Here is a 13,039-nt window from a genome sequence, read left to right on the forward strand (position 1 = left end):
AGGGTGTGAGCATCCGGACAGCTCAGCCCTCGCCGTGCACCAGGCGGCCGCCGATCACGGTATGGCTGGGTTCGAGGCCGCGCAGTCGCTCGACGGGCGCGATGGTCGGGTCCACGTCCCAGAGCGTCAGGTCGGCCAGGCGGCCCGGGGTGAGCAGGCCGCGGCTGTCGGATTCGCCCAGCAGCGCAACGGCATTGGTGGTGTGCAGGGCGATGGCCTCGGCGGCGGTGATGGCGTGTTCGGGTCCGCGCACGCCGGTCACGGTCTCGCGGGTGACCATCCCCCACACCGAGCGCATGGCGCCGTACGCGCCGACCGGATAGTCGGAGCCGCCGGTCACCAGCGCGCCCTGATCGATCCAGCCGCGCGCCGGGAACAGCCGGTTCACCCGTTCCGGACCCCAGTAGGTGTCCTCGATCCGGGCGATGTCGTGCAGCAGCGGCTGCTGGATGGTGACGGGGATGCCCATGGCGACCGCGCGGGCGCGCAGGTCCGCATCGGCCAGGCCGCCGTGCTCCATGACCAGCGATCCGGCGGGCAGCCCCGGATGCCGGGCCTGGAGTTCGGCGTACACGTCGAGGAGTTTCTCCACCGCGCGGTCCCCGTAGGCGTGCGTGCCGATCCGCCAGCCGCGCCGGATCACCCGATCCATGGCCGCCACCAGCACCTCCGGATCCCAGGTGAGGTAGCCGGAGAAGCCGTGGTCGCAGGCGTAGGGTTCGCGGGTCGCCCCGGCCTCGATACCGCCGTCGAGGCCGAACTTCACGCCCCAGACGCGCAGCCACGGGCCGGGCAGGTAGCGCCAGTCCTCGAGCCGGTCGAGCAGCTCGTCGACGGCTTCGACGGTGCCGAACCCCAAGGCGGAGGCCATGACTCGCACCCGGACCCGCAGCGCGCCGGCGTCGAGCGCGGCCCGCAGCACCGGCAGATCGGCGACGGGCACCATGGCGTCGCGGACCGCGCCGATGCCCTTGGCGGCGTAATCCTGTGTGGCGGCGCGGAATCCGTCGATGCGCTGGTCGAGGGTGGCCGGCGGGAGCAGCCGGGCGACCAGCGGGATGGCATTGTCCTGCAGCCAGCCGTTCAGGGTGCCGTCGGCGTCGCGGCCGATGTGGCCGCCGGCGGGCACCGGTGTCTCGGCGGTGATTCCGGCCGCTTCCAGTGCGGCGCTGTTCACCACGATGTTGTGGCCGCCGCGCATGACCAGCACCGGATGTTTGTCGGTGGCCGAATCCAGTTCCCGCGCGGTGGGAAACCGCCGTTCGGGCAGGTTGATCTCCTGCCAGTTGGCGGTGGTGCGGATCCACTCTCCCGGCGGGGTGCGCTGGGCGCGCTCGCGGATCAACTCCAGAAGTTCGGGGAGGTCGCGGGCGGTGTGCACCGGCACGTCGTGGGCGCTGTTGGCGGCGATCATGAGGTGGGTGTGGGTGTCGTCGAAGCTCGGCAGCACCGTCGCGTCGGGACGGTCGATGATCACCGTGTCGCCGGATGCCCAGGCGTCCAGCCCGTTTCGATCCGGCGACACGGCCGCGATGCGGTCCCCGCGCACCGCGAGCGCCCGCTGCGGCGGCTGTCCGGGCACCAGTGTGTGGATGGCTCCCGCGCGGATCAGCAGATCCGCCCGCTCGTTCGACATGCGATCACTCCTCACCGAATTCCTTACCCACCGTAACCATGACGTGGATTCGGGTGCGGGAAACCGCAAGTCGCGCGATCGGTGCTCAGTCCTCGCCGAGGAAGGCGTCTAACACCTTCGCGGTGGCTTCGGCGGGGATGCCGTGGTCGGCGCCGCCGGGGACGCCGATGTAGCGGGCGTTGGCGAGGTGGGCGGGGAGGGCTTCGGAGGCTGAGCGGACGCCGGGCCAGGAATCGGGGCTGCTGATTACGAGGGTTGGAATGTCGAGGCGGGTCATTTCGGGGGTGGGGACGTTGGGTGGGCGGCAGATGGTGGCGTCGTAGACCACCGTTTGGGCGATGGCCTCGAGTTGTGGCCAGATCGGGGACAGCTTGACCTGTTCGATCAATTCCGTTGGGAGACCGATGCCTTCGCGCTGCATGAGCTCGACGGCCGCGCCGCGCTCACCGCGGGCGATCAGTTCGGCCAGGCGTTCGGGCAGGCGGTGCGGGGCGTGGTCGGCCAGGCCCGCCAGGGCGAAGGGCGGTTCGTAGAGGGCCAGGCGGGTGATGCGCGAGCCCGCCGCGGCGGCGCGCAGGGCCAGGATCGCGCCGGAGGAGAAGCCGAAAACCGCTGCGCTGCCGCCGATATCGGCGAGGACGGCGTCGAGGTCCTCGATCTCGCGGCAGATGTCGTAGTGGGCGGCGTCTTCGGGGGCGATGGCGTCGGTGCTGTCGCCGCGGCCGCGGCGGTCGGGGCGGAGGACGGTGTAGCGGTCGCGCAGTTGCTCGGCCAGCGGCGCGCAGGTGGTGCTGTCGTTGAAGGCGCCGGGCAGGAACACGATGGCCGGGCCGGTGCCGGCGCGGTGGTAGGCGATGACGGTGCCATCGGCGGAGGTCACGGTGGGCATGGGATTTCTCCATCGGTCGGGGCTTGATACCGGCACGACGAACGGGAATCCCGGCTTTGGACACCTCGCGTCGGCATAGTGGATGTCCATCCCCGGCCGATCCGTTCGTCTTAGGAGTGAAAGGAGACGACCATGCGATATGTGTTGCTGATCAGTGCCGACGAATCCCGGGTGGACGATGTGGTGTCCGAGGAGGGGCTGCGCGATTTCCGGGCGTGGATGGATGACCTGCTGGCCCGGGGCGTGCTCACCGCGCACGAGGGCCTGCATCCCAGCCACACCGCGACCACGGTCCGGGTGCGCGGGGACGAGGTGCTGCTGACCGACGGCCCGTTCCTGGAGGCCAAGGATCAGATCGGCGGGTTCGCGCTCATCGAGGTCGAGGATTTGGACGAGGCCATCGAGATCGCGGCGCGGCATCCGGCGAGTCGCTTCGGGCAGATCGAGATTCGGCCGGTGCTCACGCTGCCCAGCGGAGTGCCCGCGCCGTGACCGCGGTCGACGACGCCATCACCGCCGCGTTCCGCACCGAGTGGGCGCGGCTGGTGGCGACCCTGATCGGCGGGCTCGGCGACTGGGACCTGGCCGAGGAGTGCGCGCAGGAGGCTTTCGCGCTGGCCTGGCGCACCTGGCCGCGCGACGGCATCCCGGATCGGCCGGGCGCGTGGCTGCTCACCGCCGCGCGGCGGCGGGCCGTGGACCGGTTGCGCCGGGAGCGGGTCGGGGCCGAGAAGCTGCGCGCGCTCGCCCTGCTCGACGATCCCGGAGAACCCTTGTCCGACAACGATATTCCCGACGACCGGCTGCGCCTGCTGTTCACCTGCTGCCATCCGGCGCTGGCCTTCGAGGCGCAGGTGGCACTGGCACTGCGCACGCTGACCGGGTTGACGACCGCCGAGATCGCCCGCGCCTTCGGCGTTCCCGAGGCGACCATGGCGAAACGGCTGGTGCGGGCCAAACAGAAGATTCGCGATGCCGCGATTCCGTACCGGGTGCCGCCCGCGCATCTGCTGCCCGAGCGGACGCGGGCGGTGCTCGGGGTGATCTATCTGCTGTTCAACGAGGGGTATGTGGCCAGCGGCGGGGCGGAGTTGCAGCGGGCCGACCTGGCGGCGGAGGCGCAGCGGCTGGCCGCACTGGTGGTGGAGTTGATGCCGGACGATCCCGAGGCGGGTGGATTGAATGCGCTTGTGCTGCTGCAACAGTCGCGGTCGGCGACGCGCAGTGCGACCGACGGGGCGCTGATTCCGCTGGAGGAACAGGATCGAAGCCGCTGGGATCGCGAGCTGATCGCAGCCGGGCTGGCCGAGCTGCGGCGGACTGCCCGGCGAGATCGGCTGGGGCCGTATCAGTTACAGGCGATGATCGTCGCGTGTCACGTCACCGCGGACGGCCCCGGGGACACCGACTGGGCGCGGATCACCGAGCTGTACGAGGCGCTGCTGGCTCGAGTCCCCTCTCCCACTGTCGCTTTGAACCATGCCATCGCCGTCGCCATGCGGTCCGGCCCCGAAGCGGGACTGAAGCTGCTGGACGAGCTGGCCACAACCCCCGGGCCGGGGCATCTGTTCGCCGCCGCCCGCGCGGACCTGCTGCGTCGGCTCGGCCGCGACGAGGCCGCCGCACGGGAGTACCGCACCGCCCTCGAACTCACCGCCAATGACGCCGAGCGCGCCTACTTGACCCGCCGCCTCAACGAGGTTGCTCGATCGGAAACATGATGGGGCTCAACAGATATTGATCACGACCCGGCTCGGCCCGGTTGGCCAGGCGCGGGACGATCACCGCGCTCAACTCGGCGATCATCTGCTCGAGTTCCGCGCGGCTCAGCCACAGCGCGTGCTGGCGGAAGCCGACGAGATCCGCCGCGGGATCGGACTGTTCGCCGTCGAGATAGGCGTTGAATTCGGCGATCAGCACGGCCATGGCGATCGCGAAGACGGAACGGTATCCCTCGCTGGGCAATTCGGCCGCGGCTTCGGCGGGGATGGCGGCCTTGTCCTGCCGCAGCCGGTAGAGGCGTTCGACCGCGCCGCGCACCCGCCGTTCCTCCGCGACCTCCAGAATGCCCGCGGCGGTGAGCGCGTCGACATGCCGGTACACCGTCGCCTTCGAGGTGTCGGGCAGGCGATCGCAGAGTTCACCGGTGGTCAGGGTCCGATCCCCGCGCAGCGCGTGCACGATGCGCAGCCGCGCCGGATGCGCCAGCAGTTCGAAGGTTTCCACTATCCAACCTTCTCACACCCTGCTACCGTTCTCAATCGTAAGAATGATTGCACGGATTGAGAAAGGTTCGGCGGCATGACCGTTGACATCGACTCCGCGACCGTGGCCACCGCCGTCGTGGCAATGCTGAGGGACGAACGCTTCGACGACCTCGCGGAACTGTTCGCTCCCCGGATGGCGGCGGTGGTGTCGGCCGAGACGGTACGGGTCGGGTGGACCGGGGAGATCGCCAAGATCGGCGCGGTGCGGGCGATCGGAAACGCGGCCGTCGAGCAGGTGGACGACGAGCTGGTGAAGGTGAGCGTGCCCGTGACCGCCGAACGCGGCGGGCTCACGGTGCATCTGGCGGTGGACGCGGACGGGCGGCTACACGGGTTGCGGCTGGCAGCGCCCGCCGAATCCGGCTGGACCCCACCGGATTACGCCACGCCACGGCTGTTCACGGAACGTGAGGTGACGCTCGGTACGGGCGACACTGCGGTTTCCGGCACCCTGACCTTGCCCAAGGGCCGGAGCGCACGGCCCGCCGTCGTCCTGGTCGCCTCCGGGGCGGTGGATCGCGATGTCACCACGGGCCCGAACAAGCCGTTCAAGGACCTCGCCTGGGGACTCGCCTCTCGCGGTGTCGCGGTGCTGCGGTTCGACAAATTGACCTACACGCACAGCGGATTCGAGAGCGCGCCGGGCTTCACCATGGTCGAGGAGTATCTCCCCCATACGCTCGCGGCGGTCGAGTTGCTGAAGCGTGAACCCGGTGTCGACCCGGCACGGATCCACGTGGTCGGCCACAGCGGCGGCGGTAAGGCGGCCCCGCGCATCGCGGCCGCCGATCCGTCGATCGCGGGCGTGGGAATCCTTGCCGGAGATACGATCCCGCTCCCCCGCTCGATCCTGCGCGCCCTCGCGCACATCGCGGCGGTACAGCCCGGCGAGGACCTCACCGAGGTCCTGGAGTCGACCCGCCGCCAGGTCGAGCGCGCCGAAAGTCCCACGCTGTCAAAGGAAACCCCCACCGCGGACCTGCTGTTCAACTGGCCCGCCTCGTACTGGCTGGACCTGCGCGAGTACGACCAGGTCGCCACCGCGGCCGCGTTGCACCGGCCGATCCTGCTCGTGCAGGGCGGCCGCGACTATCAGGTCACCGCCGATGAGGATCTCCCGCTGTGGGAGTCGGGGCTGGCGGGCATCCCTGATGTCACTGTCCGCGTCCACCCGGCACTGGACCACATGCTCTTTCCCGGCACCGGCCCGTCGACTCCGGCGGACTACCTCGAGCCGCATCACGTCGATCCCGCGGTGATCACCGATATCGCCGACTGGGTCGGTGCCGAGCCGGTCCGACTCGGTTTCCGAGACCGGTTGGGCGAGACCTGGATCCGTCAGGCCGCCCGAGTACGGCGCATGAGCAGGATCGGCCGCCCCGACGAAACCACCCAGTACTCATAGGCATTGAGTCCCGCCACGATCGCGGTCACCAGCGCCAGCGTCACGATCTCCGGCAACACCGACGCCGCCGCCGTCACCGCGCCCAGCACGACCGCGGTGACGAACCGGCCCACGGTGGCCGCCCCGAACATCCGCCAGCGGGTGAACAGGAACGTGCTCACGTACAGCGTCGCGCCCAGCGGCAGCAGGTATCCGATCGCGCCGTGCGCGGTCGCGGTCGGATGTTCGACCATGGCGCTCGCCCCGACCGCCACCAGCACCAGGCCGATGACCAGCAGCATGTGCCCGTAGCTGAGCACATCGCGCACCACCCGCCCGCGAACCTGGTTGGTGCGCAACGAATGTTCGACCGCCGAGAACCCGTAGGCGAAGTACAGCCACCACAGCGCACAGCCGAGCAGGAAGATCAGCACGACCGCGACCCACGACGTCACGCCCAGATGCGCTTCCGCCGCCCGCGATCCCACCGACGCCACGGTCTCGCCGAGCGCGATGATGACGAACAGCGCGAAGCGTTCGGGCAGGTGCATGGCCCCGAACTGCACGGTCTCCAGCCGCCGTGCCAGCAGCGCCGGCACGCCGAACATCAGGGCCACCGCAACGATCCACAGCGCGTTGCGCGGCGCGCCCTCGGGCGCCAGCGCGGCCGCCACCAGGATCACCGCCGCCACCAGCGACACCGTGAACGGATTGACCCAGCTCCCGAACGTCCCCGCCTGCGAGAACGCCCGCTTGCGCTGCATCTCGCCCCACAGCAGCAGCCGCAGCACCAGATGCGCGACGGCCAGCAGCACCGGCTGCGCGTGCCCGGCGAAGGCGTGCGGCGCGGTGATCGCCATGACGAACATGCACAGCCCGCAGGCGAACAGGAAGATCCGCTGCCCGTTGGAATCCTCGACCCCGTGCACGGCCAGCGTGGTGCCCACCCACGACCACCACATGATCGCCAGCACCAGCACCGTCTGGCCGACCGCGCCCCAACTCTCCCCCGCGAACGCCACATGCGCCGCCTGCGTCACCGCGAACACCAGCACCAGATCGAAGAACAACTCCGCCCAGCTGGCCCGCTCGTGCGCCTCGTGCAGAACCTCAGTCACAACCCGTAATTCCCGTCTAGCTCCACATCCAGCGGCCCCAACTGTAGCCGGGGCCGGTGCAGCGTACCGGTCGGCTAGGAAACGGCTTGGGAGCCCAGGAAGTTCAGCAGGAGCTGGACGTCGTCGCCGTAGTCGACATGGGCTTTCGAGGCGTAGAAGGCGGCCATGTCGACGCCCTGGCGGCTCAGCTCCAGCAGATCGTTGATGGAGTCGACGCCGCCCGCGCTGAGCAGGGTCTGCGCGGCCACCCGCAGATCGCCGCGGACGGCGGTGGTGAAGGGGCCGACGACCGAGCCGACCAGGTCGAGTCCGGTCGGGGCGAGGGCGGCGACCTCGCCGGCGGCGGCGTGGGCGTTGTCGTGTGCGAGGTATTCGACCGCGCGCCAGAGGGTTTCCTCGATCTGGCCGACGTCGGCGGCGATGCGCAGGATGTCGACCTGGGCCAGGGCGTCGCCGATGACGCTGGCGGCGGCGGTCCAGCCCGAGGGGTCGATGGTTCCGGCGGCGCGGATGACCGCGCCGATGAGCGGGAGGTCCACGCCCGCGACGGCGTGGACCATCGGGGTCAGCGCGGCGTTCAGGTCGCTCGCGATCCGATGTGCCGCGGTGAGATCCCCGGATTGGATCAGCCCGGGCAGGCCGGTGAGGTCGCGCAGGATGGTCGGCAGTTGCGTCGCCGTCGCCGTCCAGCCCGCACCCACCTTCACGGCCTGCGCGAGCAAGGTGTTGGGATCGGTGCCCGCGGGAATCAGGGCGGAGATCGCCCCGGCGTCACCGCTGAGGACGCGGCCGAGCGCGGCCAGGAACGGCGAGGCGGTGGCATTGACCGAGCAGTACAGGTCACCCGCCGCGCACAGCGTGCGCACCCGGTCGGTCAGGGCCCCGAAATCGTGCCCGCGGGTGCCGGCAATGCCGTGGCCGGGCTGCGGATCGCCCAGGGAGAGCGTGGTGTTCGGGTCGCGGTGCGGATCGGCCAGCAGGCCGACGGCGACCACTCGATCGGCGGGGATCGGGCCTTCGCCGTGGCCGATCTCGGTGGCGACGTCGCCCATGCCGTCCGCGCCCTGGCTGTATCCGGCGAGGATGACCCGCGTCGAGGCGCACAGCCCGCGCGCCATCCTGCCGAGTTCGGCCTCGAGGGTGCTCAGGGACTGCACATAGCTCAGGCCCTGGTCGAAGGCGCTCGCGGCGTAGGGCGCGTAGAGCACGGTTATGTCCGAGCCGAACTGCCGTTGCAGACCGTCACCGACCGGCCGGAGCATGCCGACCGGCACGCTCGGGTCCGCGTCGGGCCGCGTCTCCCAGGTACCCGGGGCGAGAATCGCCGTGAACGGGGTGCAGTCCGCCGCCGCGACCGGTCGCGCGCCCGCCTCGACCGCCGTGCTCCCGATCATGACCGTCACCGCGCCCAGGATCGCCGCGCACGAGGTCGCCAGCCTGCTCATGATCCAATCCCTCTGTCGCCGACACGCTTTCGTTCCAGTGCGGCAGAGGCTCGTCCCGCAGCACAGTCACAGCTAATTCTGGCCGGGAACCGCCGATTCCGCAGCATTTTCAGACACATATTCATTTCAGATGCTCGACCGGGTTGATCCGCCACCCCCGCCGGGGCCGCGGCCACGCAATTCGGGTCTGCCGAACGGAAACGTCTCTCCGTACGTTGGAAGAGTGTCGGGGCGGTACGTCCTGTTCGACCGGCATACGAGGGGTGGATGAGCTGTGCTCGAGGTTTCCGAAACGACTTCCGACAGTGGGCTTTTCGGTGAGGTTCTGGTCACGCTGACCGAGGATCGGTGTTCCGTGCGGTTCGCCAGCGGGGATTCGCCGGTGGTGATGATCGAGCGCCTCGGGGCGCGGACGCGCAAGAACGTGCCGATCGGTACCCGGGCCGCGGGGTGCCTGACCGCGCACGTGAACGACCGGGTCATGACGGTCCGGCCGGGCAGCGGTCGGCTGTTCAAGCGCAGCTACCGGGTGATCGCCGAGATCGAGGGCCGGGTGGTGAGCATGCGGCCGAAATCCATTGATACGTGCCGGTTCATCGACGGGCCGCCGAAGCAGATCGAGCGGACGTTCGGCGAGTTCACCGCGCGCGCCGACGGGACGATCGAGGTGGTGTGGCAGACGCCGACCGAGATCGCGGCGCTCGGGAAGACCGTCGTGCCGCCGGAGGCGACCGCGGAGGACGTGCTCATCGGCTTCGCGCTCGCGGCGGCCTTCGGCACCGGGTCGCTGTCGGCGATATCGATTGCGCTGGGGTTCGTTTCGGCGGCGCTGCCCAACTGAGCCGCTCTGTCAGGGCCGCCTCCCCGATCGAGCTGCCCCGCAAGACCGCTCAGATCGTCTGAGCCGCATGGGCGTCGACGAGCGCGCGCAGGAAGGCGGCGGGCACCTCGGGCCATTCCGGGCGCCAGCGGCCCGCGAGCTGATCGGCATGCAGCGCGGCCAGCGTCGCCACCACGTAGGGGCCGCCGTCGAGGATGTAGCGGACCGAACCGTGTTCGGCGCATTGCGCGGTGACGGTGGCCAGCAGCGCCTTGGCCTCGTCGATGTGGCCGGCGGCGGCCAGGCAGGCCACGAGCAGGCGGCGGGCCTTGAGGAGTTCGCGCGGGCGGTGGACGGCCTCGAGGCGGTCGACCCACTCCTGCGCCCAGGTGCGCGCGAGTTCGAGGCTCTCGGTGGAGGATTCGGCCAGCAGCAGGCGGATGGCGGTGAATTCCTCGTAGAGGACGGTGAATTCGTCGATCGGGTCGGTGGGCTCGCGACGGTTGTGGTAGTCGACGACCGGCAGCGGGCCGAATTCCGGATGCGGCGGCAGGCCCAGGCGCAGGCGTTCGTTCTCGACCTCGGCGCGCAGGCGCGGCAGCGACATCGAGATGGCCACGCGCGCACCCTCGTTCAGGCGGCGGATGGCGGCCGAACGGTCACCGCGCAGCGCCTTCACGCGGGCCCCGACCACGTAGCGGGCCAGTTTGAAGTCGACGACCCCGGCATCGGGGCCCAGCTTGTAGCCCTCGTCGAGCAGCCGTTCGGCCTCGGCGACCTCGCCGCGCTCGTAGAGCAGTTCACCCAGCAGCGAACCGGCCAGGCGAGCGCCGTAGGAGTGGCTGCCGCCGGACTGCTTGGCGATCTTCATGGCGGCGCGGAAATACTGCTCGGCGCGGGCGATATCGAGTTGCAGGCTGGCGGCCAGGCCGAGGAAGCACAGGCCGTGAATGTTGTTGTAGAAGCCCTTGTTCTGGCGCATGTAGGGCGCGGACCACTCCTGGATGCGGACCGCCTCGTCGAAGTCGTAGCGGTAGCCCGCGGCGAAGCTGGCGACATTCGCGCCGATGGCCACGACATAGGGCGAGAGTTCGTCGGCCAGCTCGAAACACGGTGCGAGCCACTCCTCCACGCCGGTCAGCAGGTCGGCGCGCACGGTGACGACCGCGTGCACCACGCCCGCCTCGGCGCGCAACCGGGCCCGCATCCGGTCGTCGAGTTCGCCGGTGTCGAGGGTCGATTCCGCCAGTCGCAGTGCGCGTTCGGCCGGTCCGGCCCGGTGCAGCAGGATGTTCGCCCACGCCAGATCCAGTTGCAGGCGCGGATGGGTTTCGATGACCGCGGGCGGCAGCTTGTTCACCAGGCCGATGAGGCTGGCCATCTGCCCGTATTCGAGCAGCGACATGCCGTCGCGTTCCACGATGACCACGGCCCGCTGCTCGTCACCGGCCAGCAGGGCGTGGTCGACCGCCTCGCTCACGTGGCGGTGTTCGGCGAACCAGGTCGAGGCCGTGCGGTGCAAGGCGTCGATGTCCTCGGGGCGGCCGTGTTCGAGGCGCTGGCGCAGGAAATCCTGGAACAGCTGGTGGTATTGGAACCATTGGCCGCCGTCGAGGCGGCGCAGGAACAGGTCCTGCTGTTCGATCTGCTCGAGCAGGGCCTGCCCGTTGGGGACGCCGGTGAGCGCGGAAGCCAGGTCGCCGCAGGTGCGTTCGGTGATCGAGGTCGTCACCATGAAGTCGAGGACGCCGGGTTCGAGGGTTTCCAGGACGTTCTCGGCGAGGAATTCGCCGATGGCGTGATGGCGGCCGGTGAGCTGGCCGATCAACATGCCCGGATCTTCGCTGCCGCGCATGGACAGCGCCGCCAGCTGCAGGGCAGCCGCCCAGCCGCCGGTGGATTCGGTGAGGTCCTCCACATCGCCGCGATCCAGGTCCAGGCCGCCCAGCTCGACCAGCAGGGCGTAGGCCTCCTCGGCGGTGAAACGCAGTGCGGCGGTGTCGATTTCCACCAGTTCGTCGCGGGCGCGCATGGAGCTCATGGGCAGGCCGGTCTGGCGGCGGCTGGTGACCAGGATGCGCAGGACGGGGCTGGAGCTCTCGATGAGGAAGCGCAGGGCGGCCTGGGTGTTCTGGTCGGCGACGCGATGCCAGTCGTCGATGACGACGGTCAATTGCTCACCGCGGCGGTCGATGTCGTTGATGAGGGAGGTCAGGACGAACCGACCGGCCTCGTCGCCGTGTTCCTCGAGGAGTTCGCCGAGCTCGCGGGCCAGGGCGGGGCGGGCCGCGCGAATGGCCTCGATCAGGTGGGAGAGGAACCAGACCACATTGTCGTCATCGCTGTCGACGGTCAGCCACGCGACCGAGCCGCCCGATGCGGTGACCTCGGCGCACCACTGGGCGGCCAGGGTGGTCTTGCCGAAACCGGTGGGGCCGTGCACGACCGCCAGGCGGCGGTCGCTGGCCGAGCGCAGGGCGTCGAGCAGGCGCGGGCGGGCGACCAGGGCGCGGCTGAGGGTGGGCGGACGCAGGCGGGTCGCGGGGACCGGTGGCGTCGCGGTGGTGTTGCGGCCGCGGCGGCGGTTGGGTGTCCGGCCGGTCGTATTGCGGCCGGAGGTGGCGCGGTCGAATCCCGTCGGGCCGTCCCATTGGCCGGTTTCCTCGGTGGGCAGGTCCTCGGAGGGCAGCGGAATCGCCATTTCGTCCGGCTTGAGCCCGTGCCGTTCCTGGATCTCGCGCAAGGCCATCCCGAATTCCGCCGCCGATTTCGGGCGTTGCCCGCGTTCGCGCGCCATGGCGGATTCGATTACCGCGGTCAGGTCCTCCGGCAGCCCCGAATCACCCAGATCCGGCATCGGCTGCTTGGTGATCCGCACGAACTGCGCGACCAGTTGCTCGCCGCTGCGCCGCTCGAACACCGCGTGCCCGGTTCCAGCGCAGAACAGCGTGGCCGCCAAACCGTAGACGTCGGCCGTCACATCCGGCGCCTGACCCTGCAACACCTCCGGCGCGGTATACGCGGGCGACCCGGTCACCGTCCCCGCCGCCGTCTCGAAACCCCCTGCCAGCCGGGCGATCCCGAAGTCCGCGAGCTGCGGCTCCCCGTATTCGGTGAGCAGGATGTTCCCCGGCTTCACGTCCCGATGCAGCAGTCCCCGCCGATGCGCGGTCTCCAGCGCCCCCGACAACTTCACCCCGAAATGCAGCAGTTCCTGCCACGAGACAGGCCCCTTCTGCTGAATCCGCGCGTCCAGTGACCCCTGCGGGTGATACGGCATCACGATGAACGGCCGCCCCGTATCCGTGGACCCCGCCTCGAACACGGTCACGATATTCGGATGCCCGCACAGCTTCCCCATGGCCAGCTGCTCCCGCACGAACCGCTCCAGCGCCTCGGACTCCAGATCCGCCGTCAACACCTTGATCGCGACGGTCCGCTCCAACCCGGCCTGAAACGCCCGATAAACCACCCCGAACC

Annotated in this window: 10 protein-coding genes; 4 read left to right on the forward strand and 6 right to left on the reverse strand. The window is 70.0% G+C overall.

All coding sequences use genetic code 11. From position 1 onward, the window contains the following. Positions 1-22: 22 nt before the first annotated feature. Together ACAM49_RS08240 and ACAM49_RS08245 are read right to left on the reverse strand one after the other, a co-directional pair. The gene (locus ACAM49_RS08240; protein ID WP_369634846.1) at positions 23-1,636 is read right to left on the reverse strand and encodes an amidohydrolase; all 1,614 of its coding nucleotides are present in this window, start codon (positions 1,634-1,636) and stop codon (positions 23-25) included. An 85-nt stretch (positions 1,637-1,721) separates the two neighbouring features. After that, the gene (locus ACAM49_RS08245) at positions 1,722-2,525 is read right to left on the reverse strand and encodes an alpha/beta fold hydrolase (RefSeq protein WP_369634847.1); all 804 of its coding nucleotides are present in this window, start codon (positions 2,523-2,525) and stop codon (positions 1,722-1,724) included. 132 nt (positions 2,526-2,657) lie between these two features. Between ACAM49_RS08245 and ACAM49_RS08250 the strand changes: the two genes are divergently transcribed. Then, a complete protein-coding gene (locus tag ACAM49_RS08250) occupies positions 2,658-3,017 on the forward strand; it encodes a YciI family protein (RefSeq protein WP_369634848.1) in 360 nt (119 codons plus the stop codon). Beyond that, on the forward strand, positions 3,014-4,246 hold the full coding sequence (locus ACAM49_RS08255) for an RNA polymerase sigma factor (protein ID WP_369634849.1): 1,233 nt from the start codon (positions 3,014-3,016) through the stop codon (positions 4,244-4,246). Before ACAM49_RS08250 ends, ACAM49_RS08255 begins: the two co-directional genes overlap by 4 nt. On the opposite strand, the gene ACAM49_RS08260 is transcribed toward ACAM49_RS08255, so the two are convergent. Then, a complete protein-coding gene (locus tag ACAM49_RS08260) occupies positions 4,218-4,751 on the reverse strand; it encodes a helix-turn-helix domain-containing protein (protein WP_369634850.1) in 534 nt (177 codons plus the stop codon). The two genes, ACAM49_RS08255 and ACAM49_RS08260, sit on opposite strands and share 29 nt — an antisense overlap. Before the next feature lie 75 nt (positions 4,752-4,826). Between ACAM49_RS08260 and ACAM49_RS08265 the strand changes: the two genes are divergently transcribed. Next, entirely contained in the window at positions 4,827-6,197 is a 1,371-nt protein-coding gene (locus ACAM49_RS08265) for an alpha/beta fold hydrolase (RefSeq protein WP_369634851.1), read from the forward strand. Here ACAM49_RS08265 and ACAM49_RS08270 read toward each other — a convergent pair. Both ACAM49_RS08270 and ACAM49_RS08275 read right to left on the reverse strand, forming a co-directional pair. Further along, a complete protein-coding gene (locus ACAM49_RS08270; RefSeq protein WP_369634852.1) occupies positions 6,131-7,294 on the reverse strand; it encodes a low temperature requirement protein A in 1,164 nt (387 codons plus the stop codon). The genes ACAM49_RS08265 and ACAM49_RS08270 overlap by 67 nt on opposite strands. A 74-nt stretch (positions 7,295-7,368) precedes the next feature. Continuing rightward, a complete protein-coding gene (locus ACAM49_RS08275) occupies positions 7,369-8,739 on the reverse strand; it encodes a cutinase family protein (RefSeq protein ID WP_369634853.1) in 1,371 nt (456 codons plus the stop codon). Positions 8,740-9,013: 274 nt separating this feature from the next. On the opposite strand from ACAM49_RS08275, the gene ACAM49_RS08280 reads away from it, so the two are divergent. Beyond that, positions 9,014-9,580: a hypothetical protein gene (locus tag ACAM49_RS08280; protein ID WP_369634854.1), complete on the forward strand. Its 567-nt coding sequence runs from the start codon at positions 9,014-9,016 to the stop codon at positions 9,578-9,580. 49 nt (positions 9,581-9,629) lie between these two features. On the opposite strand, the gene ACAM49_RS08285 is transcribed toward ACAM49_RS08280, so the two are convergent. Then, positions 9,630-13,039: protein kinase (locus ACAM49_RS08285; protein ID WP_369634855.1), on the reverse strand; the 3,410-nt coding region annotated here is incomplete at its 5' end.

The organism is Nocardia sp. JMUB6875, from assembly GCF_041154655.1.
Classification (GTDB): Bacteria; Actinomycetota; Actinomycetes; order Mycobacteriales; family Mycobacteriaceae; genus Nocardia.

What these genes read in the sequence shown, in the direction of transcription:
- ACAM49_RS08240 (WP_369634846.1), bottom strand. Translation starts at nt 1,636, where the DNA reads ATGTCGAACGAGCGGGCGGATCTGCTGATCCGCGCGGGAGCCATCCAC.
- ACAM49_RS08245 (WP_369634847.1), bottom strand. Translation starts at nt 2,525, where the DNA reads ATGCCCACCGTGACCTCCGCCGATGGCACCGTCATCGCCTACCACCGC.
- ACAM49_RS08250 (WP_369634848.1), top strand. Translation starts at nt 2,658, where the DNA reads ATGCGATATGTGTTGCTGATCAGTGCCGACGAATCCCGGGTGGACGAT.
- ACAM49_RS08265 (WP_369634851.1), top strand. Translation starts at nt 4,827, where the DNA reads ATGACCGTTGACATCGACTCCGCGACCGTGGCCACCGCCGTCGTGGCA.
- ACAM49_RS08275 (WP_369634853.1), bottom strand. Translation starts at nt 8,739, where the DNA reads ATGAGCAGGCTGGCGACCTCGTGCGCGGCGATCCTGGGCGCGGTGACG.